Annotated in this window: 21 protein-coding genes; 13 read left to right on the plus strand and 8 right to left on the minus strand. The window is 69.2% G+C overall.

What is annotated here, in order from left to right:
* Window positions 1-99: 99 nt before the first annotated feature.
* The 6 genes from purU to FBY22_RS21255 are packed head-to-tail and all read right to left on the minus strand — an operon-like array spanning window position 100 to window position 8,665.
* On the minus strand, window positions 100-1,008 hold the full coding sequence (gene purU / locus FBY22_RS21230) for a formyltetrahydrofolate deformylase (RefSeq protein ID WP_142148272.1): 909 nt from the start codon (window positions 1,006-1,008) through the stop codon (window positions 100-102).
* 1 nt (window position 1,009) lies between these two features.
* Window positions 1,010-2,305, minus strand: a complete 1,296-nt coding sequence (locus FBY22_RS21235) for a beta-ketoacyl synthase (RefSeq protein ID WP_142148273.1) — start codon at window positions 2,303-2,305, stop codon at window positions 1,010-1,012.
* On the minus strand, window positions 2,302-2,754 hold the full coding sequence (locus tag FBY22_RS21240; protein ID WP_142148276.1) for an SRPBCC family protein: 453 nt from the start codon (window positions 2,752-2,754) through the stop codon (window positions 2,302-2,304). The genes FBY22_RS21235 and FBY22_RS21240 overlap by 4 nt, the downstream gene beginning before the upstream one ends.
* Window positions 2,738-6,751, minus strand: coding sequence for an amino acid adenylation domain-containing protein (locus FBY22_RS21245; RefSeq protein ID WP_142148280.1), 4,014 nt, complete (start codon window positions 6,749-6,751; stop codon window positions 2,738-2,740). Before FBY22_RS21245 ends, FBY22_RS21240 begins: the two co-directional genes overlap by 17 nt.
* Window positions 6,748-7,047 (minus strand): acyl carrier protein, encoded by a 300-nt coding sequence (locus FBY22_RS21250; RefSeq protein ID WP_142148281.1) that lies wholly within the window; start codon window positions 7,045-7,047, stop codon window positions 6,748-6,750. The genes FBY22_RS21245 and FBY22_RS21250 overlap by 4 nt, the downstream gene beginning before the upstream one ends.
* A gap of 43 nt (window positions 7,048-7,090) precedes the next feature.
* Entirely contained in the window at window positions 7,091-8,665 is a 1,575-nt protein-coding gene (locus tag FBY22_RS21255; protein ID WP_260845042.1) for an acyl-CoA dehydrogenase, read from the minus strand.
* A 1,304-nt stretch (window positions 8,666-9,969) separates the two neighbouring features.
* Here FBY22_RS21255 and FBY22_RS21260 point away from each other — a divergent pair.
* The 9 genes from FBY22_RS21260 (at window position 9,970) to FBY22_RS21295 (ending at window position 17,969) form a co-directional block, all read left to right on the plus strand.
* Window positions 9,970-10,467, plus strand: coding sequence for a MarR family winged helix-turn-helix transcriptional regulator (locus FBY22_RS21260; protein ID WP_142148284.1), 498 nt, complete (start codon window positions 9,970-9,972; stop codon window positions 10,465-10,467).
* Between the two features lie 184 nt (window positions 10,468-10,651).
* Complete coding sequence (locus FBY22_RS21265; RefSeq protein WP_142148286.1) at window positions 10,652-12,265, plus strand: MFS transporter; 1,614 nt, start codon at window positions 10,652-10,654, stop codon at window positions 12,263-12,265.
* A gap of 222 nt (window positions 12,266-12,487) precedes the next feature.
* Window positions 12,488-12,889, plus strand: coding sequence for an AAA family ATPase (locus FBY22_RS45265; RefSeq protein ID WP_260845043.1), 402 nt, complete (start codon window positions 12,488-12,490; stop codon window positions 12,887-12,889).
* 87 nt (window positions 12,890-12,976) lie between these two features.
* Entirely contained in the window at window positions 12,977-13,537 is a 561-nt protein-coding gene (locus FBY22_RS45270) for a hypothetical protein (RefSeq protein WP_260845044.1), read from the plus strand.
* Window positions 13,538-13,594: 57 nt separating this feature from the next.
* Entirely contained in the window at window positions 13,595-13,996 is a 402-nt protein-coding gene (locus FBY22_RS21275) for an SRPBCC domain-containing protein (protein WP_142148288.1), read from the plus strand.
* Window positions 13,969-14,610 carry a dihydrofolate reductase family protein gene (locus FBY22_RS21280; protein WP_142148290.1) on the plus strand — a complete coding sequence of 214 codons (642 nt, stop codon included), beginning with the start codon at window positions 13,969-13,971 and terminating at the stop codon, window positions 14,608-14,610. Before FBY22_RS21275 ends, FBY22_RS21280 begins: the two co-directional genes overlap by 28 nt.
* A 161-nt stretch (window positions 14,611-14,771) precedes the next feature.
* Complete coding sequence (locus FBY22_RS21285) at window positions 14,772-16,157, plus strand: GNAT family N-acetyltransferase (RefSeq protein ID WP_174267228.1); 1,386 nt, start codon at window positions 14,772-14,774, stop codon at window positions 16,155-16,157.
* Between the two features lie 392 nt (window positions 16,158-16,549).
* Window positions 16,550-17,005 carry a hypothetical protein gene (locus FBY22_RS21290; protein ID WP_260845045.1) on the plus strand — a complete coding sequence of 152 codons (456 nt, stop codon included), beginning with the start codon at window positions 16,550-16,552 and terminating at the stop codon, window positions 17,003-17,005.
* 7 nt (window positions 17,006-17,012) lie between these two features.
* Entirely contained in the window at window positions 17,013-17,969 is a 957-nt protein-coding gene (locus tag FBY22_RS21295) for a YhjD/YihY/BrkB family envelope integrity protein (protein ID WP_142148293.1), read from the plus strand.
* A gap of 136 nt (window positions 17,970-18,105) precedes the next feature.
* On the opposite strand, the gene FBY22_RS21300 is transcribed toward FBY22_RS21295, so the two are convergent.
* A complete protein-coding gene (locus FBY22_RS21300; RefSeq protein ID WP_142148296.1) occupies window positions 18,106-19,539 on the minus strand; it encodes a hypothetical protein in 1,434 nt (477 codons plus the stop codon).
* Window positions 19,540-19,666: 127 nt separating this feature from the next.
* On the opposite strand from FBY22_RS21300, the gene FBY22_RS21305 reads away from it, so the two are divergent.
* Entirely contained in the window at window positions 19,667-20,140 is a 474-nt protein-coding gene (locus FBY22_RS21305) for a DUF4913 domain-containing protein (RefSeq protein WP_260845046.1), read from the plus strand.
* Window positions 20,141-20,166: 26 nt separating this feature from the next.
* Here FBY22_RS21305 and FBY22_RS21310 read toward each other — a convergent pair whose 3' ends face one another.
* Complete coding sequence (locus FBY22_RS21310; RefSeq protein ID WP_142148299.1) at window positions 20,167-21,435, minus strand: ROK family transcriptional regulator; 1,269 nt, start codon at window positions 21,433-21,435, stop codon at window positions 20,167-20,169.
* Between the two features lie 214 nt (window positions 21,436-21,649).
* Here FBY22_RS21310 and mmsA point away from each other — a divergent pair, with 214 nt between their 5' ends.
* The 3 genes from mmsA (at window position 21,650) to FBY22_RS21325 (ending at window position 25,847) form a co-directional block, all read left to right on the plus strand.
* The gene (mmsA, locus tag FBY22_RS21315; protein WP_142148302.1) at window positions 21,650-23,200 is read left to right on the plus strand and encodes a multiple monosaccharide ABC transporter ATP-binding protein; all 1,551 of its coding nucleotides are present in this window, start codon (window positions 21,650-21,652) and stop codon (window positions 23,198-23,200) included.
* On the plus strand, window positions 23,197-24,495 hold the full coding sequence (gene mmsB, locus FBY22_RS21320) for a multiple monosaccharide ABC transporter permease (RefSeq protein WP_142148304.1): 1,299 nt from the start codon (window positions 23,197-23,199) through the stop codon (window positions 24,493-24,495). The genes mmsA and mmsB overlap by 4 nt, the downstream gene beginning before the upstream one ends.
* 242 nt (window positions 24,496-24,737) lie before the next feature.
* Window positions 24,738-25,847 (plus strand): sugar-binding protein, encoded by a 1,110-nt coding sequence (locus tag FBY22_RS21325; RefSeq protein ID WP_142148306.1) that lies wholly within the window; start codon window positions 24,738-24,740, stop codon window positions 25,845-25,847.
* The last annotated feature ends 37 nt before the right edge of the window (window positions 25,848-25,884 follow it).

Consider the following 25,884-nt stretch of genomic DNA (forward strand, 5'->3'; position numbering starts at 1 on the left):
CCGTGTCTGCCTGTTTCCGGCGGGCGGCAGGTCCGCCCGCACCACCTGCGCGCGCCTGTCCTGCCCGCCCGTGCCCGGCCGCGTCCGTCGCCGTGTCGTTCACGCGAAGACGATCGTGTGGTTGCCGTGCCGGATCACTCGGTCCTCGCTGTGCCACTGCACCGCGCGGGTGAGCACCGCCCTTTCCACGTCCGCGCCGCGCCGCTGGAGGTCGGCAGCGGTGTCGGCATGGCTCACCCGGACCACGTCCTGCTCGATGATCGGGCCCTCGTCCAGGCGTTCCGTCACGTAGTGGGCGGTGGCGCCGACCAGTTTCACACCGCGTTCCTTGGCCCTGGTGTAGGGGCCCGCGCCGATGAACGCGGGCAGGAACGAGTGGTGGATGTTGATGATCGGCACTCCGACCCGCTCGATGAACTCCGCCGACAGGATCTGCATGTAGCGGGCCAGCACCACGAAGTCGACGTTGCCCTCGAGCAGTCGCAGGTGCTCGGCCTCCGCGGCGGACTTGTCCGGTCCCGCGGAGGGGACGTGGAAGAACGGTATTCCGAAGGAGCGGACCTCCTCCGCGGTGTCCGGATGGTTCGAGATCACCATGGCGACGGTCACCGGCAGCTGTCCGCGCCGGTGCCGCCACAGCAGGTCCAGCAGACAGTGGTCGGACTTCGAGGCGAAGACGGCCACCCGCTTCGGTACCGACAGATCCCGCAGCGTGAAGTCCAGCTCGAAGCCTCCGGCGAGCCGTCTGCGCAGGTCCTCCTCCACCGCGGGCAGCGCGGCCCGCAGGTGGTCGAGACCGAACACCGTGCGCTGGAAGAACGCCCCGCCCTGCGGATTGTCCGAGTACTGGTCGAGGGAGACGATGTTCGCCCCGTGCTCGCCCAGCACCGATCCGACGGCCGCGACGATGCCCGGACGGTCCTTGCCCCGGACCACGAGGGACGCGTGCCCGTGGCCGGTGCGGGACACCCGGGCGGGCGCGGCGGCCGTCTCGACAGCGAGCGACATGTCAGATTCCCGTCCCGGAGAGGGATTCGGGGGTGGTGACGCCGCGGAACGTCAGCGCCACGTTGTGACCGCCGAATCCGGCGGAGTTCTTCACCGCGACGATCTGGTCGTCCCCCAGCTTCAGCGAGGCCCCGTGCACCACGTCGACGGAGAGATCGTCGTCGAGGCGGGTGAAGTTGCGGGTGGGCGGCACCAGTCCGTGGTGCAGGGCGAGGATCGTGGTGATGGACTCGATGGCGCCCGCGGCCCCGAGGCTGTGCCCGGTCATCGACTTGTTCGCGGTGAGGGCGGGGCCCTGCCCGGCGTCGCCGAACACGGTCCGCACCGCGCGTGCCTCGGCGGCGTCACCGGGCAGGGTCGCCGTGCCGTTGGCGTTGAAGTGCGTGACGTCGGCGGGGGTGACGCCCGCGTCCTTCAGAGAGGCCCGGATCGCCGCCACCGAACCGGTCCCGTTCGGTTCCGGCTGCACCATGTGGTACGCGTCCGAGGAGATTCCCACCCCGGCGAGCTCCGCGTAGATCCGGGCGCCGCGCTCACGGGCATGCCGCTCGGACTCCAGTACGAGGATGCCGGCGCCCTCGCCGAGAACCATGCCGTCGCGCTGCGCGTCGTAGGGCCGGCACGCCGAGGCGGGGTCGTCGATGCGCTGGGACAGCGCGCGCATCGCCGCGAACGAGGACAGCACCATGGGATGCAGGGGAGCCTCGGCGCCGCCCGCGACGACGACGTCCGCTTCCCCGCTGCGGATCAGCTCGGCCGCCGTCACCAGTGCCTGGGTGCCCGACGAGCAGGCGTTGACCGTGGCGTGCACGCCGAAACGGGCGTTGACCAGCAGGGCGACGGCCGCGGCGGAGCCGTTGCCCATGGCCATCGGCACGGTCATCGGCGGCACCCGCCGCCAGCCGCGGGTCTTCAGGGCCTCCCAGCCGTCGATGATGGCGGTCATGTCGCCGAGCGCGGCCGAGACGGCCACGGCCACCCGGTGCGGGACGACGGCCGCCCCGTCGAGTCCGGCGTCGGCCCAGGCCTCGGTGGCGGCCGTCACGGCGAGTTGGGCGGAACGGCTCAGCCGCCGGCGCTGCTGGTGTTCCAGGCGCAGCCCGGGTTCCACCTTGACGCGGCCGCCCAGCACGGGCGGCATGTCCTGCGCCCAGGGCTCTCCTTCCAGCAGCGCTATGCCGCTGTCGCCGCGCAGCATCGCGTCCCAGGTGTCGGCGACGTCACCGCCGAGCGGTGTGGTCTCCCCCAGGCCGGTGACGACGACCTTGGGTGTGTTGTCCTGCTGACGGGTGTTCATCGGTTTCGTGCCTCCTGGCCGAGCGATGCTGCGAGCTTCGCGGAATCCTTCTTGACCGAGTTGACGAGGACCTTCCTGAGCAGGGACTTCGGCATGATTCCGAAGTAGTCCCCGGGCTCCACCTCGAACGTCCAGTGCACGGTGGTGGTGCCGTCGGTGTTCTCGGCGTAGTCGTAGGTGCCGACGTAGCCGAACGGCCCGTCGAGGGTGTGGAACGTCGAGCGTCGGCCCGGCACGAACTCGTCGATCTCGACGGTGAACTCCATGCGCTTGCCGATCAGCTGGAAGGTGATCTCGTAACGGCCGCCGGGCCGCGGCTCACCGTTGAGCAGCTTCACGTCGACGCACGCCGCCTGCCACACGGGGTCCTGCGCCGGGTCGGAGATCAGCTCGAAAGCCTCTTTGGGGGTGACGGGCAGGTGGAACGCGTACTCAGCGGTGACCGTCACGACGGTCTCCTTCCAGATCGGTGGCGGTAGGCGAAACTGGCGCCGTGTCAGGACCGGCCGGTGCCAGGTGCGGGGCGATCGCCTGGGCGGCGACCTCCGCGTGCGGCGGGTACATCACCGAGTTGTGGTCGCCGGACACGTCGACGACGTGCAGCGAGCCCTCGATCAGGGCCTCCCAGCCGAGCTTCGCTCCGTAGTCGGCCGGCTCGTCGGCCGCGCGCAGCAGCACCAGGTCCAGCGCGTTCGGCTCGGGCAGGTAGGTCTGCAGGGCGATGCCGTTGGCGAGGTAGGCCTCGAAGTAGCGCAGGATCTGCGCGCGGTCGGCGTCCTGGGCCAACACGCCGATGGCGGCCGCCCGTTCCAGGATGTGGTCGAAGGCGGCGTCACCGCCTAGCGCCCGCAGGTCCTCCGCCGGGATGTCGAGCGTCTTCCCGGCGGGCACCGCGAGGTCCCGGGCGAACCAGGACAGCAGGGTCGCGTCGTCCGCCGACTCGGGGATGTTCTCCTCGATCGGGGCCCGGCTGTCGATACCGAAGAGCATCTCGATCTCCTCGCCCGCCGCGCGCAGTTGCCCGGCGACCTCGTAGGCGATCACTCCGCCGAAGCACCAACCGCCGATGGCGTAGGGCCCGTTGGGCTGAATTTCGCGGAGGTGCTCGATGTAGCGGGTGGCCATCGCCTCCACGCTGATCTCGGCCTCGCCCTCGTTCTGGATGCCGGGTGCCTCGATCGCCAGGACCGGCCGGCCCTCCGGCAGGTGCCGGGTCAGCTCGACGTAGCAGAAGACGGTCCCGCCGAAGGGGTGGAACAGGAAGACCGGCCTGGTCCCGGGCTCTCCCTCGCGCAGTGTGACGACCGGGGTGCGCGAAGACTCCTGTCCGCCGCGTCGCACGATGGTGGCCAGCTCGGCGATGGTGCCCTGGCGCAGCATCACGGAGATCGGGACGTCCACGTCCCACTCGGCGCGGATGGCCGCGCTGAGCCGGACGGCGAGCAGGGAGTGGCCGCCCACGTCGAAGAAGTCGTCGTGGATGCCGACCTGGGGGATGCCCAGGATCTCCGTCCACATCCGCACCAGCGTGATCTCGGTGGCGTCCCGCGGTTTCTCGAAGCCGGCGTCCGAGGTGACCACGGGTTCCGGCAGCCGGTTGCGGTCGATCTTCTTGTTCGCCGTCAGCGGCAGCTCGTCCAGGACCACCACGATCCCGGGCACCATGTACGGCGGCAGCGCCACCGCGGCCGCCGACCTGACGTCCGCCGTCCGCAGCTCCACGCCCGGTTCCGCCACCAGATAGGCGACGAGCCGGTCACCGCGCACCACCACGACCGCCGTGGACACTCCGTCGATCGCTTCGAGGACGGACTCGACCTCACCGAGTTCGATGCGGTAGCCGCGCAACTTGACCTGGTTGTCCAGCCGGCCGTGGTGCAGCAGCCGCCCCTCGCTGGTCCAGCGGGCGCGGTCACCGGTGCGGTACAGGCGCCGCTCGGGAGCGGCCGGCAGTCCGCTCACGAACCGCTCCGCCGTCAGCTCCGGCCGGTCCCAGTAGCAGGCGGCGAGACCGTCACCACCGATCCACAGCTCACCGGGAAAGCTCGGCTCGACGGCACGCCCCTGTGGATCGAGGACGTACAGCTGCGTGTTGGCCAGCGGTGCGCCGATGTCGATGCCGGCCGCGGGTTCGACCACGCCCGAGGTGGACCAGATCGTCGTCTCGGTCGGCCCGTACACGTTGCGCAGGCTCGCCACCCGGCCGTGCAGGAACTCGGCGAGTTCCAGGGGGAGTTCCTCACCGCCGCACAGTACGTTCAGCCGTTCCGCCCCGGTCCAGCCGGCGTCGCGCAGCATCCGCCAGGAGGTCGGGGTCGCCTGCATCCAGGTGGCCCCGGACGTCTCGATACGGGCCGCGAGCGCTGCGCCGTCGGAAGCCGTCTCGCTGTCGCACACGATGACCTGTCCGCCGGCCACGAGGGGCAGGAACAGCTCCAGACCGGCGATGTCGAAGGAGATCGTGGTGACGGCGAGAATACGGTCGGCCGCGGAGAACCCGGTGTCCTCGCCCATGGCGAGAAGCAGGTTCACCAGCGCGTGGTGCGGGATCGCCACCCCCTTGGGGCGGCCCGTGGAGCCGGAGGTGTAGAGGATGTAGGCCAGGTCGGCGGGGCCCGCGGCGGGCTCCGCCACGGACGCGCCGCCGCCCAGGTCCTCCAGGTTCAGCACCGGCAGGCCCGGCATGTGGTTCTCGCTCAGGCTCCGCTGGCTGAGCAGGAGCCGGGCGCGGGAGTCCTCGGCCATGTACGCCAGCCGCTCGGCGGGCAGCTTGGGGTCCAGCGGCACGTACGCCGCGCCGGACTCCAGGACGCCCAGCAGGGCCGTCACCAGCGGTGCGCCGCGCTCCACCATCACCGCGACGCGGTCACCGACGGCGATCCCGGCGGCCCGCACCGCCGCCGCGGTCTCCTCGACGGCCCTCAGCAGCCGGGCGTAGCTCCACTCCACGCCGTCGGCCACCAGCGCGGTCGCGTCGGGCGTTCGCTCGGCCTGCCGGCGGAAGAGACCCGCCAACGTGGCCTCGGGCACCGGGCGTTCGGGACCGCGGCCCCACTCGGCGAGCCGCGCACGCTGCCGGTCGTCACCGCGGCCGAGGGTGCGCAGAGCTTCGTCGGGGCGGGCGACCAGAGTCTGCACCGTGGTGACGAAGGCGTCGGCGAGCTCACGGGCGGTGCCCGCCTCGAAGATGTCGGTGTTGTAGCGCAGAACGCCTGCGTAGGCGCCCGCCCGTTCCGCGCCCATCTCGATCCACAGATCGGTCTGGCCCTCCTGCTGCGGCAGCGGGAACGGCCGCAAGGTGGCGCCGGCGATGCCGAGTTCGGCGCCGGGCTCCGGATCCAGCAGGAAGAACGCGTCCATGTCGTGCAGGAACGGCAGCCGGTCCCAGGCGAAGCCCGCCTGGTACAGCGGCGTCCGGCTCGGGTCCCGCGGCGGCGCGAGTTCCCGCACCAGCCAGGGGAAGGGCAGTTCCTGCGCCCGGGTGGCCTGCAGCACCCGCTCGCGGGTCGACGCCAGCAGCTGACGGTACGTCGACTCCTCGTCGACCTCCCCGCGTACGACGACCGTGTTGACGAAGTTGCCGAGGGCGTCGCGGAACTGGCGCTGCAGCCGTCCCGAGGTCGGCGTACCGACCAGGATGTCGTCCTGCCCGCTGAGCCGGCTCAGCAGCACGAAGTAGGCGGACAGCAGGACGGTGTAGGGCGTCGACGACGTCTCCCTGGCGAGGCGCCGTACCGCTTCGGTCGCCTCGGCAGAGAGGGCGAAGGGCGCGGAGCCGCCGTCGTAGGAGGGCGCGGGCGGCCGCGGCCGGTCACCGTACAGGTCCAGGCCCGGCGGTACGTCCGCCAGCCGCTTGGCCTCGGCGTCGAGCAGGGCGCGGGCCTTGTCGGTGGTGAGGAATGCCTGCTGCTGCTCGGCGTAGGAGGCGAAGGCGCTGCCGTCGAGCGTGAACCTGTTCGGCGTGCCTTCGAGGCGGCTGCGCACCTCGGACAGCAGCAGCGCGAGCGACCAGAAGTCGGCCACGATGTGGTGCACGACGGCCGTGAACACCCAGGTGCGTTCGGCGGTGCGGTACAGGTGAACGCGCCACAGCGGCGGCCGCGACAGGTCGAAGGGCTCCCGGCTGTCGGTGCGGACGCGCTCGCGCAGGGCATCCGGGGCCAGGCCCCGGACGTCGGTGTGCCGGACGTCGAGGGGCACCGTCTCCGGGGTGAACTGCAGGGGCCCGTCCGGGCCGCCCCGCAGACCGACCCGCAGAGCCTCGTGCTCACGGATCAGGTCGTCGAGGATGCCCAGGACCTTCGGCCCCAGTTCCGGGTCGGCGGTGACCTCGGCGCCGAACACGATGTGGTACGCCGAGCACTGCGGATCGGTCTCGTGGATGAACCAGAGGCCGGCCTGCTGCGCGTTGACGGCGTGGGTGGGTGTCGTGGTCTGCTCGGTCATCGCCGTCCGTCCGTCGCTTCTGCGCGCGGCTCACCGTTCATCAGCTGCCACAGGGCCTCGGCCAGGCTGTCCACGGTGGGGTGGTCCCAGAGCAGGTCGACCGGCGGGTCGGTGAGGCCCAGCGCGTCCTCGATCTCCATGCCGACGGAGAGCGCCGCCATCGAGTCGAGGCCGTAGGCGGTGAAGGGCTGGTCGGTCTCCAGTTCGACGGGAGCGACACCGGCTTCGGCGGCCACCGCCTTGATGAGGATGTTCCGGACGTCGTCCAGCGTCAGATCGGTGTGTGTGGTGCTCATTGCAGGTCGTCACCCTTTCCGAGGGGTTCGAAAGTCGTTGGTTTCAGGCGGTGGTGGCTTCGCGGGCGCCCGGGGCCGCCAGGCGCACGGTGCGCAGGGAGAAGAGCTCGTGGCCGGTGCGCTGGGCGTTCATCCGGTCGACGAGGGCCCGGGCGGTCGCCGGGTCGAGGTCGCCGGTCCCGTACTCGCGGACCTTGTGGCGCGTCAGTGCGGCCTCCAGCCAGGCGCCGTCCGCGAAGAACGCGTCGAGTTGGTCGCGGTTGAACAGCCAGATCCCGAGCGCGGCGATCTTGGCGTGCAGATCGCTGAGTTCCTCGGCGACGCGCAGCAGGGCGGGCGGAGTGGTCTTGCCGGTCTCGGGGGCCGGGGTGGCCGGGTTCTGGACGGCCGAGCGCCGGATGTCATGGGCCCGGGCGAGCAGGGTGTCGAGCTCCTGCCGGAGGTGCTCGGCCTGGGCGCGCAGGACCGCGAGACGGTCCTCGTCGCAGCCGGCCGACGCCTCCAGTGCGGCGAGGCGGTCGATCAGGGCGGGGAGGCTGGCGAAGGTGGCGTCGCGGCCGCGGCCGAACACGCTCACCCGGTGCGGCTCGAAGGCCGGCAGTTCGGCCCCGAGGTCGTACAGCGCACGCCAGTCCTCGTCCCGGTCGTGGCCGTGAGCCTTGACCAGGGCGGGCAGTTGAAGCGCGATGCTGTCCAGACAGACCGGTTCGCTGCCGTCGAAGACCGAGACGACGGCGCCGTCGCGGAGCATCTTCTGGAACGTCCCCACGTGTTCGGGGGCGCGCATGAAGTACCGGGCGCCCAGCGTGCGGGCGAGCACCTTGGTGTTGAAGTCCACCATGCGGGCCACCTGCACCTTGGTGAGGTTGCCCCAGATGCTGAACTGCTCGGTGTACAGGTGCAGTCCGCGCATCGCGACGAGGCTCTCGCACTCGGCCACCAGCAGGCTGAGGTAGGCATTGGCGAGGGACTCCGAGACGTAGGGGATCTCGCTCGCCGCGCCGTCGTAGAGGATTCGGTCGGAGAGGAAGCCGGCCACCGTGCGGAGCATGGTGTCGCCGGTGCCGAGCGAGAGTCCGGTGCAGAAGGTGCGGGTGATCAGCAGCCCCCGCAGGGCGAGTTCGAGCCCCTCGCCCTCGGCGCCGAGCCGGGCGGAGGCGTCCACCCGGGCGTCGTCGAAGGCGACCCCGCTGATGTCGCAGCCGCGCAGACCGTGGGTGGGGACGCGGGGGACGCCGGTCACCGTGCCGGAGAGCACCTGCGACCGGTCCACGAGGAACATGGACTGCAGGCGCTTGGCGGGTGTGGTGTCGTCACCGGTGGTGCCGAGGACGACGACGTGGGTGGAGGTCCGTCCCCGGTTGATCGGCCACTTCTCGCCGGACAGGACGTAGTGTCCGCCGTCGGGGACGGCCACGAAGCGGTTGGCCGCGAGGTCTGCGCCGTGTTCCGGTTCCGAGTAGGCGAGGCACGGGACGACGCCGCCGTGCAGGACGCTGGCGGCGTGCTTGGCCTGCTGTTCGGCGGTGCCGCCGATCCAGGCGAGCATCATCCATACCTGGGTGCTCTCGCTCACGGCGACATTCATGTCCCTGCGGGCTATCACGCGGGTGAGCATGAGGATGTCCTCGGCGGCCCGGAGATCCCCACCGAGCCACTCCGGAACGAAGTATCGGTTGAATCCGAAACCACGTACGCGGGTGATTCCGGCGGTAGGCAGTTCATCCCGCTCGTCCAGTTCGAGAGCTCCGGCAAAGGAGATCGAATTCGATTCCACTTGCGGGTCTCCGAGCCAGTCCTCGAAGGCCTCGGCGAGAGCAGCGGAAGTGACAGGCGGTTTCTCGGTGCCTAACTGAGTCATAGAACGCTTTCCATTCCAGGCGTGACAAAGGAATCCATGCCGGAGCTGGCGTGCACGCGAATACGCGCTCGCCTCATCACGGCAAAATGGAAACAGGTGTGGGCGTATGATGACGCGTCTCGTTTACGCGCGTAGCCACGCGACGCGGCGCATCAAAAAAGGACGTGCCAGGGCCAGGCGTGCCGCAGCACACCAGATGGATCAAGGCATGTCAGAGCTGTGATCGGGCATGGCAGAGCAGAGGCCGACAGCATCGACCCGCCTTGCGTGAGCAGCACGCAGGGGCGTGCGTCCCCGATCGTCAGTGTTGTCTGCGACAGCAGCCGAGCTGCAGATGAACCGTCATGTGAATCTCCCCGTTGTGACGCGAATCAGGAGACGCAGCCGCACCCGGGCGAACTCCTCATCGGCGTGTCTTGCTGAAGCTGGTCTGATCGTATTCCGCAACCGCCGTCTGCTTCTTGGTTCCCCCATGCGACGCAGTCTCGAATATCGATTCCTCGCGATGCACTCTCGACCACACTAAGTGATGTTTTGGCCAGGCACAGTGAAAGCGTAGCAGGTGCGTCACTTCGTGCCACGTGACCCGGATCACGCGCCAATCCTCGACGCACGGATGGGGTGAACGATTCTGCAGCTGCGGGTTCACGCATGACCTGGCATATCACTAGTGAATACCTAGTTCCGCATCCTCTATGCGGACCGCAAAGTTCCGCCAGAAATCTCGCCAGTTTGTCGGCGAGTCGTAGCGGAATATTACGGACTAATGAATTCCAGCGCACGCGAACGGACGGCTGCGGCCCGGATCCAGCGCGCCCGGTCGGCCGCGACGACGAGACGCAAGAGGACAGGACGGCGAACCGGCAGCACCCGGCCCGGGGATGTTCGATCTCTGCCGCCGCCGCGTCACGTTCAGCGAGCCTTGCGGCGGCCTGCGCATCCCTTCCCAGCTCGGGCCGGACCGAGGGACCGCCCGGCGACGGAACCCGCCTGGTTACTCACTCGAAAAACATTGTTATCTTCGATGGTGGAGATTCTGGACGATCGAAGGGAACCGGGTCATGGTGCGCAGCGGTAACGCCGAGCGGTCCGAGGTGCAGCTGTCGCCCCGGAAGGACTTCCCCATCGCCGAACGCCCGGGATACCTGCTCCACAAGGCCGGCCTGGTTCTGGTCGAGGACGTCGAGAAGGCGCTCGGCGCGGTCGGCATGCGCATTCGCTACTTCTTCGTGCTGGCCGCCCTCTCCGGAGGCCCCGAACTGTCCCAGCAGGACCTCAGTCGCCTGCTGAACCTCGACCCGACCACGGTGGTCACCGTGATCGACGAGATGGAGCGCAACCAGCACGTCGAGCGCCGACGCAACCCCGCCGACCGCCGCCGCTACAACCTGATCCTCACCGACTCCGGACGTCAGGCCCTCGCGACGGCCGACCGGATCGCCACGGAGGTCGAGTCCTCGTTCTTCGGCACCCTGGAGGAGGGTGAGCGCGAGGCGCTGCGCGGGATGCTCGGCAGGCTGCTGGCCGGCCGCTGGCCCGCATCCGTCTGCTCCGACTGAGACGCTTCCTCCCGCCTCCGGGCGTCGGACATCACGTCCGGCGCCCTTTTCTACGTCCACGTCCGGTTACGAAGAGTAGTCGACCGAACGCGCTGGCCCACCATCACATGGATCATTGACGACGGAGACTCCAATCATCTAGATTTCCATCATCTACAGATCCGCTTGATTGGAAGGTTGTCGCATGCCTGCAGAACGCGCGCCATCGCCCACGAGGTGGTGGACACTCGGGATCGTCGCGTTGGGCTCGTTCATGCTGATGCTCGACCTGAGCGTGGTCGCCATCGCTCTTCCCCAGATCCACGAGTCCCTGGGCAGCAGCTTCTCCGACCTGCAGTGGGTCTTCGATGCCTACGCCCTCACGCTCGCGATCTTCCTGGTCGCGGCAGGCTCCCTTGCCGACCGCATCGGCCGCAAGAAGCTCTTCCAGGTCGGCTTCGCGATCTTCACCGCCGCTTCCCTGGCCTGCGGCCTCGCTGACGGCGCCGGTGCGCTGAGCTGGTTCAGGGCCATCCAGGGCGTCGGTGCGGCGATCATGTTCGCGGTCGGCCCGGCCATGCTCAGCCACGAGTTCCACGGCCGGGAACGCGCGACCGCCTTCACCGCCTTCGGTGCAGCGGTGGGCCTCGCCGTCGCCACCGGCCCGCTGATCGGCGGCTCGCTGATCAACGCGCTGTCCTGGCGCTGGATCTTCTACATCAACGTCCCGGTCGGCGTGATCGCCCTGCTGATCGGCGCCCTGCGGGTGCGCGAGTCGCTCAACCCGAAGGCCCACCCCACCGACTGGAGCGGCCTGGCCACCTTCAGCATCGCGCTCGGCGCGCTCGTCTACGCCACGATCCGCGGCCCGGTGGAGGGTTGGACCAGCGGCGTCACGCTCGGTCTGTACGCGCTGAGCGCCGTCTTCCTGCTCTTCTTCGTCCTGATCGAACGCCGCCTGGGCGAACGCGCCCTCATCGACCCGGCCTTCTTCCGCAGTCCAACCTTCGTCGGCATCAGCCTCGTCGCCATGATCGGCAACGCGGGCGCCCTGCCTTCGGTGTTCTTCGAGACCAGCTACCTCGAGAACATGCTGCACGTGGACGCCTGGGGCACCGGTCTACGGTTCCTGCCGCTGACGGGCGCGATGTTCGTGGCCGGTGCGCTCGGCGGCGGCCTCATCGGCAAGGTCCCCTTCCGCGTCCTGCTCGGCGGCTCCACGCTCGTCATGGCCATCGGCATCCTCTTCCTGAACCTGACCGAGGCCGACTCCTCGTGGACCGTCCTGCTCCCGGCTCTGATCATCGCCGGTCTCGGTATGGGCGCGTTCAACCCGGCCCGGGCCGCGCTGGCCATCGGTGTCACCGAGCCGGCCAAGTCCGGCGTGGCGTCCGGCATCAACGAGACGTTCCAGCAAGTCGGCATCGCGGTCGGCATCGCCGGTGTCGGCGCGTACTTCCAGCACAGCGTGGCCAACGACTTCAAGGACTCCGCGGTCGGCAAGCAGATGGGCACCGACGCCGCCGACAGTGCCGCGCACGGCATCAGCGCCGGTGGCCTCGACACGGTCGCCCAGGCAGCCGGCCCCCTGCGAGACAAGGTACTGGCCACCGGCCAGGACGCGTTCATGAACGCCTTCCACGGCGCGATGACGCTGAGCGCGATCCTCGGGTTTGTCGCCGCCATCATCGGATTCACCATGCTGCGGACGAAGGACCTGCACTCCAGCGCCCTGTCGACGATCCCGCCGGACGTCGACGAGGACGGCGAGGTGCGGCCGGACGGCTCGCCCGACGTCACGGTGGGAGCATCCGCCTGACCTCGCGTCACCGCTCCCCCTGAGCACCGTCCCGACGGCCCGTCCCCCGTGCCGTCGGGGCGGTTCAGCACGTCACAGGCCTTGCCCGACGAGGTCGCCCAGACCTTGCGCCCGTACGAGACCTCCGGCAAGGGCCGTTCCATGCTACGAGCTCCGGACATGGTCCACGTACTAATGCCTGATCTGCTAATAACACGTCAGATCGGCTGGGAAAGTGGCGACATGGTGTGGATGCTCTGGGACGACGAGACCTCCTTCATCGGCAGGTCGGAGGAACTCGATCTCATTGGCACGACGATGAGCCGCAGCCGACTGGTGACGCTGACGGGTACGGGCGGGGTCGGCAAGACCCGGCTCGCCGCACGCGTCGCCTCCCTCCAAAAGCCCCACACCGAGCGGGACGTCACCTGGGCGGACCTGTCCACCTTGCTGAATCCCGAGCTCCTGGCGGCCACCGTCGCGGATGCGTTGGGACTGTCCGACCACACATCGCGGCTGCCGACGGAGGCGATCTGCGCCTGGATCGGCGAGCATCGGATACTGCTGGTCCTCGACTCCTGCGAACACCTGCCGGCCGAGTGCCGCGATCTGGCCGGCGATCTCCTGACGGCGGCCCGAACGTGAGGATTCTGGCCACCAGCAGAGAGACTGGACGGCCTGCTGCACCTTCTGCAAGGCCGCCCGCTCGCGGCGGCGCAGGTCGTCGAGCCGGTGACCGCGGACTTTCGCCCCGGGCGGCCGACCGGCGCGACGGCGATGTGCCGCCTGGTGCACGTCTTCGCCCTCACCGGGTCCGGGCACCTGGCGGACGCCCGGCACGAGGCCGGCGAACTGCGCGACATCTGCCGCGCGTCGGACGAGTACTGGACGCGCTCCTACGCCGAACACCAGCTGGCGCTCATCTCCTTCCTGGAAGGGCGCGCACAGGACGCCGTCGCTCACGCCCGCGCCGCCCTGGACGCCAAGCAGCACATCGGCGACGCCTTTGGAATCGCCATGATCATGGACCTCCTCGCCATCTCCCTGACCGACACGGGAGACCGCCACGCCGCGGCCTACGCCTTCGGCGCGGCGGCCCACCTGTGGGAGACAGTCGGCCATCCCCAACGCGGCACACCGGAACTGGCATCCTTGCGAGACCGATGCGAGGACACCCTCGTAGACGCCATGGGCGAACGGGCCTACGACGACATCTGCCGGCAGGCCGCCACCTGCGACAGGCAGACACTCCTGTCCTGGGCCGCCCGCGGAGGACACCTGCCCGGGGCATGACGGCTCGAGGAGGTTCGACGCAGTCGGCACCGCACGCCCGCGAGAAGGCTTCCGCCGGTGAGGGTTTTGCACGGACCGGACGGCACCGACTACCAGGAGTGGATCACCTGGCGGGAGATCCTCCCGCCCCAGCGGATCGCCCTGCTGCACGGCGAGTCCCGCGACGACCCCAACGCCTTCGAGTCGGTCCTGACTTTCGAGGGTGCCGGTGAAAAGACCCGGATCGTGATGCGCACGGTGTTCCCCACCAAGGAACTCCGCGACGAGGCGGTGGAGAAGCACCACGCGATCGAAGGCGGCGAGCAGACGCTGAACAACCTGGCTGCCCACGTCGCACAGGTCGCCCGGGAGCGGTCCGCCGGTCGCGGGGCCGCGGCCGCCGACGAGACCATGACCGAGCAGGAAACCGGGCAGGAAGGGACAGTGCGCTCATGGCCGGGAAGGTGTTCTTCAGCGTAACGATGTCGCTCGACGGCTTCATGGCACCCGAGCCCGTGCCCGTCGAGGACGTCTTCTCTCCCCAGGGCCGGGACGACCCGAGGGTCCAGCGCTGGTTGACGAAGTGGTCGGAACTGCAGGCATGGCTGTTCCCGCAGCGGTGGTTCAGGGAGAACCTCAAGCTCGGCGAGGGCGGCGAGGAAGGCCTCGACAACGACATCGCCCGGGCGACCTTCGAGCGGACCGGTGCGAGCGTGATGGGCAAGCGGACGTTCGACGCCGGCGAGCTGGCGTGGCCGGAGGAGGCGCCGTTCCACACCCCGGTGTTCGTGGTCACCCACACCATGCGTGAGCCCTGGGAGCGGAAGGGCGGCACCACCTTCCACTTCGTCAACGACGGCGTCTCCAGCGCCCTCGACCATGCACGCGAGGCCGCCGGAGAGCGCGACGTCCGCATCGCCGGCGGCGCCGAGATCATCCAGCAGTGCCTGGACGGTGGCCTCATCGACGAGTTCTCGATCACCCTCGCGCCCATACTCTTCGGCACAGGTATCCGCCTGTTCGACCACGTGGACCCCGACCGCCTCGCGCTGGTCCAGACCCGCGCGGACACGTCATCCCGGGTGACCCACTGACCTACACCGTCAAGAAGAGGTAGCCCACTCCCCCGCGGACGACGGCACCGGCCTGCTGCCTCCACCGGACCGCTCGCAAACCGTAAGAAATCTCGATCGCTTCGGCAGCGTGAGCGCCGTTAGCCTCGGACCATGAGCGTGGACATGCGATGCGGTCGGCCATGAATCGGTTGCCGCTCTTCTGTGCGATCGACCTGGCCGAGCGCATCGAGCGGGCAGAGGCCCAGCTGATGAGCGCCGCGGCGGAGGCCGCCCGCCTGCGCCGAGGAGACGACACCGGGTTCGCCCTGCGAGTGGCAGGCGGAGTGGCCACGTACGCCGAGGACGGCTCCCCCTTCAACAAGCTCGCCGGCCTCGGGTTCGACGGCGTACCCGACACAGCCGCGCTCGACCACATCGAGCGGGCCTTCGCCGATCGTGGTGCCGCCGTGCAGGCCGAGGTGGCCCATCTGGGCGACCCCGCGATCGGCGCCCTGCTCACGGACCGCGGATACCGGCCGGCATCGTTCGAGAACGTCCTCGGGCTCGCGCTCGACGGCGCGTACGAGCGGGTGACTCCCCCTGGAATCGACGTCCGGGCGTGCCGCGACGACGAGTTCGAGGCATGGCTCGACGTCGTGGCCGAGGGTTTCGCTCACCCCGACGACCAGGGAGTTCCCTCGTACGAGGAGTTCCCGCGTCAGGCGCTTGCGAACGCCGAACGGGACTTCGCCGCGGCCGGCGTGGTGTACTACATCGCCCTGCGCGACGGCACCGTCGCCGGGGGCGGCAGCCTCCGCATCACGGACGGCGTCGCGCAGCTCACGGGTGCGGCCACCGCGCCGGCACATCGCCGACGAGGCGTGCAGACCGCCCTGCTCTCGGCCCGGCTGGCCGACGCGGCCGCCACCGGTTGCGACATCGCCGTCGTGACCACCCAACCGGCCTCCAAGTCCCAGCAGAACGTACAGCGCAGGGGATTCCACCTGCTGTACACCCGCGCCATTCTGGTGAAGCAGGTGGAATCGAGTGAAGCCTCGACGCCCCCTGGCGCGCCGATTGCCGACCATGCGACCGGCGCGGCCCATGCCTCGGACGAGGTGCGGGTGCTGCAATACGCCGGATCTCGGCAGCAGCTCCGCCCGCTGTTCGAACTCGCCGAGGACTCACCGACGCAACTCGACTCCTACATCGACGACGGGCGCGTACTCGTCGCGGTCCGCGGAAGGACCGTCATCGGTCACTTGCAGCTGGTGGCGACCGACCGCGCCGACACCTTCGAGATCAAGAACATGGCCGTACGCGAAGACGCGCAACGCACCGGTGTGGGCAGGCGTCTGGTGCGCGGTGCGCTCGACCTGGTCTCGCGCGAGGGGGTGAACCGCCTGCAGGTCGCCACCGCCGCCGCCGACATCGGCAACCTGCGCTTCTACCAGCGCGAGGGGTTTCGCATGCGAACCATCGAGCGGGACGCCTTCACCCCTCGCACGGGTTACGAGCCCGGCACCCTCGTCGACGGCATCGAACTGCGCGACCGGGTCTGGCTCGACTGCCTACTCGGGCCGTAGACCGAGGGGCCTCAGTTGCCGGTCCTCGTCAGCCCGCCGCCGCAGTACTCCGACTGTGCCGCTGAGGGCAACGAACACATGTGCCCGGCGTCCCATCGGTCACCAGGCAGTCGGCACCACTGGTGCGGGCGGACGACGGAGTATCACCCGCGAAGGGTGATACACGCTCGGTCCGCCCGCCGGGAGACTCGGTGTCCGCCGGTGCACGCCGTGCCATACGGGTGAACCGTCCTGGCCCACCCCCGTGCGGCATGCGGCCACCGGCCGCGTGTCCTTGACTGGAAGTCGGTAACCGCTGGTCCAGCACGGGAGAAGACATGGCAGGACGCCTGAGCAAGAGCAAGCACCGGTGCACTGCGGCTGTGCTGCTCATGGCTTGTGCCGTGGCCGGCGTGACCAGTTGCTCCGACAACTCGACATCGACGTCGCCCGCCCGCAGCAAGGCGGCCTCGGCCGCCTCCTCGGCGGCGTCCGCGGCCTCCTCCGCCGTCGCCTCCCTGGCCTCCCAGGGGGCTTCCGCGCTCGCTTCGGCCTCGGCGGAGGCAAGGCGCCGCCTGGACGAGGTCAAGGACGGCATCGACGCGAAGAACGAGGTGAGCCTCGGCTCCCCGGCCTCGGCCGGTGACGGTCGGATCACCGTTCCCGTGACCGTGCACAACACCGCGGACTCGGCGAAGTCGTTCGTGGTTCAGGTGAGTCTCCACGACAAGGCGGGCAACCTGCTGGACACCATTGTGGTGACGGTCGACGATGTCGCCGCCGGGAAGGACGGCAGCGGCACCGCGCGCAGCAACCGCAAGCTCTCCGAGCCCGTCCGCGCCGAAGTCGCCAGGGCCCTGCGTTACTAGGCACGGCATGCCGGCCGTCGCCGGGCGCGACCTCACGCGCGAGCGCCTTGTCAGGACACTGACGTTCTGGCTGCGTCCGGCTTTCGCCTTGCGGGTGCTCAACCGCTTCCAGCGCATCGTGGGATTCGACCGTTCGATGGCTCTCGCGTCGAGCGCCCTGACCGCCCTCATCCCGCTGGGGATCCTCACGGGCGCCGTCCTGAGCAACTTCGTGCACTACGACGCGGCCGAGCGGATCATCAGCCGCTACGGCCTCACGGGCAAAGGGGCAGAAGCCGTCGAAGCGCTCCTTGGCGCGGCCGAGGGCGGCAACGCGAGCGTCGGCGTCCTCGGAGTGGTGTTCCTGACGATCTCGGCGCTGAGCTTCGCCCGCGCGGCGCAACGTCTGTTCGAACAGTGCTGGGAGCTCAAGCCACTCAGTATGCGCAACACACGCAATGACCTGGTGTGGATGGTGAGCCTCGGCGCCTACACGGCGGTCTCGGGCTGGATCCAGGCGGTACTCGGCACGGGCCGACTCGGCCTGACGGCCGTACTGGCCGAGGCACCGGTGACCGCTGCCTTCCTCCTTTGGAGTGGCCGCCTCCTGTCCGCCAAACGGATCAGTCCGCTGCGACTGCTCCCGTTCGGGATCATCGCGGCGACACTGACGGCGCTCTACTCCGTGGGGGCGAAGGTCTATCTGCCGAGACTGTTCAACTCCTACGCCGCCCGGTACGGAGCGGTCGGCGCCGTCTTCGCGATGATCTCGGCCCTGTTCGCGGGGATGCTCGTGGTCGTGGCGTCGGCAGCGATGGGACGGGAGGTGCACGAGGAACTCACCCGGATCCGTGCCGGACACCGCCCATCGGACCACGAGGTACGCCAGCAGTGGGACAGCGTCCTGGAACAGGCACGTCTGCGCTGGCGCACTGCGCGAGAGCAGGTCTCGCATCGCCGGACCGAAGACTCCGATCACTCATAGATCCAGGCAGCGCTACGGCGGTCCCCCGGAGCCGGTCTCCCGGCGCCGAGGCCTCGGTCCGGCGGTGCATGCCGTCATCGGGTCCCGTTCCCACGCCCCTGCACGAGCCGATGGGGCCCTGACGAACTCCGAGCCGTCAGCGTGCCGGCCCGGTGGTCGACCGCTTCATCGCGGGCTTGGCCACCGCGGCGGCCTGTACGGAGGTGTCGCGCTGCTCCGGCGACGAAGTCCTGGGAATGGACATCGAGGCCACCTCTCTTCGCAGTTGCTCCATGTCAAGGGCGTTCTGCGGGCTGGGGGTGCGCCGGGGCGAGTTGCCGGCCGACGACGAGCGCTGGACGTCGTAGGGGATCCGCGACGGTCTGTCGAGCCCGCTGATGCCCGCACTGGCCGCCTGGGCGACACCGATGTTGGACGCCTGGACCAGGGTGATCCTGTCGCCCTCGAGGCTGGGTCCCAGGTCCAGGGCGTCGCCCCTGTCATCCCTGCGCCAGCTGCCCCGGAAGGTCTTGGTCAGGCCCAGCTGCGGGAGCACCTTGACGCCGTCCACGTCGAAGGCCTGCATGGTGATGGCGTCCCAGGTCGCCTGGTCCACGCGCGGCACCGGCATGGAGTCCTTGCCCTGGCCGTCCGGCGTGCGGGGCTGCCCGTAGACGAGGTGGATCGCGTCGGTGGCGGCGGCGATGTTCATCATGCCGATCATGTCGTTGCGGCGCGGGTCACCGGGGTTGTACTTGGCGCCCAGCAGGTTGTCCTCCACGAGTTTGACGGTCTCGGGTCGGAACCGGGTGTGGTCGTCCCCCTGCCGGAAGGTGACGTTGCCCTTGCGCTCCTCGTTCTGGGCGATCTGCGCGAGGTAGCCGATGTACTGGCCGGCGGCCGCCTTGGCGAACTCCTGCCCGCGCGTGCCTTCGCGCGCGTACATGGCGAAGACGTCGAGGTGACGCGTCAACTCCGGCTGGATGTCGGCCTCGTCGAAGTGCTCCGTCATGGGGAGGAAGTCGGTGCTCAGGACGTGCCGCATGTTGGTGTCCTGGCCGTGGGAGAGGTCGACGATCTTCAGTTCGGCGGTGGAGAAGTCGACCGGCGCGACGACCTGCGGGGAGAAGTGGGAACTCTGCTGGACCGCCTGCCACTCCGAGTCGCGCATGTGGTGGTGCGACAGGTCCACGTTCAGGCTGGTCTTGGTGCCGGACGCCAGGTAGTACGCCAGGTCCTTGGTGGTGATGTAGCCGTCGTTGGCCGACTCCATGCGGAAGATGTCGTCGAGGGTGTCGCCGGTGTACTTCGGTTCCAGGCCTCGGGCGAGGGTCCTGGTCTCGTCGCGTACGTGCTTCACCGTGTAGCCGTACTTCTGTGCCTCCTCCGCGTAGCCGGCGAGGAGGCGCTCCTGCTCCTGCTGTCCGGTCTCCCCCGGGCGCCTCGGGGGCAGGACCCACAACTCCTTGTTGGAGTTGGGGAATCGGGCGGCCATCTCCCGCATCCCCGCCTTGGCGTTGTCGCTCAGTTCACGGCCGTACCAGTGGACCAGGAGGTTCTCCGGTTCGTTCACCGGATCTCGGTCGGGCATGTGCGCTCCTCACGCAGGGCGACCGGACGCCGCCGACTGCCGGGCACAACGGGCCTCGTACACCTGCCGGTTCAGTATCCGGCTGAACCGACGGCCGTGCCGGGCCGTCGTGTTGTCGACCACGCCCATGACCGAGCGGACGGAGGAGCGCATGACCATCGCGCCGGAAGCAACAAAAGCGCCTGAACGAGCGACTGCCGAAGCGACGGGACAGCAGCCGGCGGAGACCCATGATCAGCAGGGCCCCGCTTTCATCCTCTACCTGGAGGGCTCGGAGTACGACGACGCCCTGCACCGCCTGGCCCTGTGGGTGCGCCATCTGCTGCTGCCCGTGTACGGCAGGGAGGTCACGTCAGCCGCCCCGTGGTGCACGTCGTGGTGGAAGCACCCCGAGGCGGTGGCCCAGTTGTACGGGCTGTGGATGGCCTGGCACGACCTGACCGGACCGGACGCCCCGGCGACCGGTCCCGCGACGTGGCACCGCGACCATCTCGGTCACGTCATGAGCTCCCTGCGGGATCCCTCGGGCCCCTTCGCGGGCTGCAAGGCGGGCGCGCACCGGGCCAAGGAGACGCCGGGAATGGATCCCTACCCCGGCTGAGCCCGCCCGGTGCGGCGGCCCGTGCGCTACGCCCGTCCGCCCGGGACCACGCCCGTGCCCAGCAGGGCCGACAGTTGGGGTGAGTACGTGGCGTGCAGGACGAGTGCCGCACTGCCCACGACCGCCGCGTCGGTGCCGAGCCAGGACGCCTCCACGTCGACGACCCGCACGTGACGGGAGAGCGGACGGCTCGCCAGCGCGGCGGCGACGACCTCGACGTACCGCGACTCGACGTGCTGGATGCCGTGCCCTCCCAGGACGATCAGGTCGACGTCGATGAAGTTGACGATGTCGACCGCGACCGAGGCGACGTGCTCCGCGGTCTCGTCGATGACCGCCGCGGCCACCGGGTCGCCGGCTGCCGCGGCCGCTGCGATGGCAGCGTGATCCACGCTCTCGGCGTCCTGGGCGAAGGCGCGCGCCAGGTCGGTGTCCGGGCTGGGGCCGGCGGCGAGCCTGCGGTGCACCTCCGCGACGATGGCCGTCGGGTTGACGAGGCCTTCCAGGCAGCCGCGGTTGCCGCAGTAGCACTCCGGGCCGTCGGGCAGCACGGAGGAGTGCCCGAACTCCCCCGCGTTCATCGAACCGCCCCGGTACACCTGGTGGTTGAGGATGAGGCCGCCGCCCACGCCGGTACCGAAGAAGAAGTAGGCGAAGTCCGCCACGCCCCTGCCCGCGCCGGACCAGCGCTCGCCGATCGCGGCGGCGGTGGCGTCGTTGTCGAGGGTCACGGGCAGGCCGGTCGCCTCGCTGAGCATGTGCTGCACGGGCACCCGCGTCCAGCGGGCGAGCTGGGGCGCTCCGACGATCGCGCCCTGTCCGGGGTCGATGGGGCCGGGGGTGGCCAGTCCCAGTCCCAGGACCTTGCTGCGGTCGACACCAGTCTCGGTCAGGACGTCGGTGACGAGTTCCGCCATGGCCTTGACGACCTGGGCGGGATCGTTACCGGGGTGGGTGGGGCGCTTCTTGACGACCAGCGGTCGGCCCAGCAGGTCGACCACGGTGCAGCTGAGTTCCACGGGGTCGAAGTGCAGGCCCACCGCGCTGCCGGCGTCGGCGTTGATCCGCAGCGTGGTGCGGGGCTTGCCGCCGCTGGACACCCTGCTGGCGCCGTCCTCCCGCACGATGCCCTCGTCGAGCAGCCGGCGCACGATGCCCGACACCGTCTGCGGAGTGAGTCCCGTGTGCTGGGCGATCTCGACGCGGCTGATGCCGTCGGCGAGCTGGATCTGGTCCAGGACGACGGCCCGGTTGTATCGCCCGACCTTCGGAAGGTTCGTTCCTGCCTGCCGCACGCGCGGTCCTCTCTCGTTTCCCCGCTCCAACCTATCTCCCGCAGCCCATTGACTTAGTAAAACAAATGGATTTAGTGTCCGGAGCCGCAGACGAAATCTCGGACACGAGGGCACGGGGCAGTGCCATCGGAGGCAAGTTGATGTCCATGCAAGGCCGCAGGCCCGCACCCTCGGCGAGGCCTGAACGCCTTCCCGGCGGTCAGGAGCGCCGATCATGACTCCCCGCGCAGCGAACCTGCTGGAGATGCGGTCGATCACCAAGACCTTCCCCGGTGTCACCGCGCTCGCCGACGTCAACCTCGTCGTGCGGGAAGGCGAGATCCACGCGATCTGCGGCGAGAACGGCGCCGGCAAGTCCACGCTCATGAAGGTGCTCAGCGGCGTTCACCCGCACGGCAGTTACACCGGCGACATCGTCTACCGGGGGGAGAAGGTCCGCTTCGACGACATCCGCGCCAGTGAGCAGGCCGGCATCGTGATCATCCACCAGGAGCTGGCCCTGGTGCCCGGCATGTCGATCACCGAGAACCTCTTCCTCGGCAACGAGCCGCGCCGCCGCGGCGCGATCGACTGGAAGCGCGCCCGGCGCCGGGCCCTGGAGCTGATGGAGCAGGTCGGACTCCGGGAGGACCCGGACACCCTGATCAAGGACATCGGCGTCGGCAAGCAGCAACTCGTCGAGATAGCCAAGGCGTTCGCGAAAGACGTCAAGCTGCTGATCCTCGACGAGCCCACCGCGGCCCTCAACGAGGCCGACTCCCAGCACCTGCTGGACCTGCTGCGCGGCTTCCGCGACCGGGGCATCACCTCGATCATGATCTCGCACAAACTGAACGAGATCGAGGCGGTCGCCGACACCATCACGATCCTGCGTGACGGCCGCACCATCGAGAGCCTCGACGTCAAGGCGGACGGCGTCAACGAGGACCGCATCGTGCGGGGCATGGTCGGCCGCGAACTCGACAGCCGCTTCCCCGACCGCACACCCGACATCGGCGAGGTCTTCTTCGAGGTCCGCGACTGGACGGTGCGGCACCCCACCTCGGACGAACGGATGGTGTGCAAGGGCTCGACGTTCCATGTCCGCCGAGGGGAGATCGTCGGCTTCGCCGGCCTCATGGGCGCGGGCCGCACCGAACTCGCCATGAGCCTGTTCGGCCGCTCCTACGGCACCTGGCTGTCCGGTCAGGTCTTCAAGGACGGCAAGGAGATCCGGCTCAAGACCGTGTCGGACGCCATCGGACACGGTCTTGCCTACGTCAGCGAGGACCGCAAGTCGATCGGCCTGAACCTGCTGGACGACATCAAGGCCTCGATGGTGGCCGCCAAGCTGTCGAAGATCGCCCGCCGCCGTGTCATCGACCCGGTGCGCGAGCACCGCGTCGCCGAGGAGTACCGCGAGAGCCTGCGGATCAAGACGCCCAGCGTCGACGAGGGCGTCGTGAAGCTCTCCGGCGGCAACCAGCAGAAGGTCGTCCTGGCCAAGTGGATGTTCACCGACCCCGACCTGCTGATCCTCGACGAGCCGACCCGCGGCATCGACGTGGGCGCCAAGTTCGAGATCTACGGGATCATCCAGCGGCTCGTCGCCCAGGGCAAGGGGGTCATCGTCATCTCCTCCGAACTGCCCGAACTGATCGGCCTGTGCGACCGCATCTACACGGTGTTCGAAGGCGCCATCACCGGTGAGGTGGCGCGCGCGGACGCGGATCCGGAAGTCCTGATGAAGCAGATGACCGCTACCAAGAAGAGCCCCACTCCATGAGCCGTATAACTGACCTGCAGAAGAACCTGTTCGGGGGCACGACCTCCAACGCCCGCCAGTTCGGCATGATCTCCACCCTGGTGGCCATCGTCGTACTGTTCCAGATCTGGACCGACGGCCTGACGCTGACCTCCGGCAACCTCATCGCCGTCGTCAGCCAGTACTCCTACATCCTCATCCTCGCCGTCGGGATGCTGATGGTGATCGTCGCCGGGCACATCGACCTGTCGGTCGGCTCCGTCGCGGCGTTCACCGGCATCGTCGTCGCCAAGGCCATGCAGGAGCACTCGCTGCCCTGGCCCCTGGCCATCCTCCTGGGCCTGCTCGTCGGCGCCGCGATCGGCGCCTGGCAGGGCTTCTGGGTCGCCTACATCGGGGTGCCGGCGTTCATCGTGACCCTCGCCGGGATGATGCTGTTCCGCGGCGCCAACCAGTACATCGGCAACGCCGACACCGTCCCGGTGCCCGAGGGCTTCCGCAAGATCGGCGCGGGCTTCCTGCCCGAGGTCGGCCCGGACACCGGGTACAACAACCTGACCTTGCTGCTCGGCGTGGCCGCCTGCGCGGGCGTCGTCTGGCGGGAGTGGACGGCACGGCAGACCCGACGCGAGATGAAGGCGGACCTCGCTCCCATATGGGTCACGGGCGTCCGGCTGGCCGTCATGATCGGCATCATCGTCTTCGCGACGCTGCGCTTCGCCGGCGGCCGGGTCGGCACCAGCCTGCCGATCTCCGGCATCATCCTGATCGTCCTGGTCCTGGCGTACTCGCACTACACCCGCAACACCATCGGCGGCCGGCACATCTACGCGGTCGGCGGCAACGCCCGCGCCGCGGAACTGTCCGGAGTGAAGCTCAAGCGGGTCAACTTCGCCGTCATGATGAACATGTCGGTCCTGGCCGCTCTCGCCGGCATGATCTTCGTGGCCCGTTCCTCGGCCTCCGGCCCGCAGGACGGACTGAGCTGGGAACTGGACGCCATCGCCGCCGTGTTCATCGGCGGGGCGGCAGTCTCCGGCGGCCTGGGCACCGTCAGCGGCTCCATCGTCGGCGGCCTGGTCATGGCGCTGCTCAACAACGGTCTGCAACTGCAGGGCGTCGGCTCGGACATGGTCCAGATCATCAAGGGCCTGGTCCTCCTGCTCGCCGTCGCCTTCGACGTCTACAACAAGAGCCAGGGCCGTTTCTCCATCATCGCGACACTGACCCGCCCCTTCAGACGCGAGGACCCGGCGGGCACGGCCGCGCCGTCGGCCCCGGCCTCCGACGCGGACAAGGCCAAGATCGCAGGCTGACCGCACAGAGCGCTCGCCGGGCCGCGACCGGACGCTCATCTCATCGAGCTCCTCGAACGCTCTGCGCACGCCCCCGAAACGGCCGGACACCCGGCCCCCTGACAGCCGGGTGTCCGGTCCACCCCCACACGCCAGGCAGCACCAGGCACCGGCACACGGCCCGACGGCCGAACCGCACCACCACAGCCGCGCGACGGCACACCACTCCGGCACCACACACGCACGAAGGGTTCCACTCCACCATGCGCAGAATCGTCATCAGAAGCATCGCCGCCGTCGGCACCGCCGCCCTGCTCGCCCTGGGCACGGCCTGCTCCAACGAACGCGAGGGCTCCTCCAGCAGCGGCAGCGGCGACAGCAAGGGCTTCTCCAAGGACTCCCTGATCGGCGTCGCCCTGCCGGCCAAGACCTCGGAGAACTGGGTGCTGGCGGGCGACCTGTTCACCAACAACCTCAAGAAGGCAGGCTTCAAGGCCGACGTCCAGTACGCGGGCGCCTCGACCACGGTCGCCGACCAGCAGGCGCAGATCTCCTCCATGGTCACCAAGGGCGCGAAGGTCATCGTCATCGGCGCGACCGACGCCTCGCAGCTCGCCACACAGGTGAAGCAGGCCAAGGAGGAGGGCGCCACGGTCATCGCCTACGACCGGCTCATCACCAACACCCCGGACATCGACTACTACATCGCCTTCGACAACTTCAAGGTCGGCCAGCTCCAGGGCCAGGCCCTGATCGACGGCATGAAGGCGAAGAAGCCCAAGGGTCCCTGGACGATCGAGCTGTTCTCCGGCTCCCCGGACGACAACAACTCCAAGGTGTTCTTCGACGGTGCGATGCAGGTCCTCAAGCCCCTCATCGACAAGGGCGACATCGTTGTCGGCTCGGGGCAGAAGGCCATCAAGCAGACGGCGACGCAGGGCTGGAAGGCCGAGAACGCCCAGCAGCGCATGGACTCCCTGCTGACCTCGACCTACAGCGGCAAGAAGACCCTCGACGGGGTCCTCTCCCCCAACGACACCCTGGCCCGCGCGATCCTCACCTCGGTCAAGGGCGCCGGCAAGCCGGTCCCGGTCGTCACCGGCCAGGACTCCGAGGTCGAGTCGGTCAAGTCCATCATGGCCGGTGAGCAGTACTCGACGATCAACAAGGACACCCGCAAGCTCGTCGCGGAGACCGTCAACATGATCAAGTCCCTGCAGAAGGGCGACAAGCCGGCCGTCAACGACACCAAGCAGTACAACAACGGTGTCAAGGTCGTCCCGGCCTTCCTCCTGCCGCCCGTGATCGTGACGAAGAAGAACGCGGCGGAGGCCTACGCCAACGACCCCAAGCTGGCCCCCCTCACCAAGTAGCACCACCCTCGCCTTCGCCCGCGCCGTCGCACTCGCC

The sequence above is a fragment of the Streptomyces sp. SLBN-31 genome (assembly GCF_006715395.1).
Taxonomy (GTDB): Bacteria; Actinomycetota; Actinomycetes; order Streptomycetales; family Streptomycetaceae; genus Streptomyces.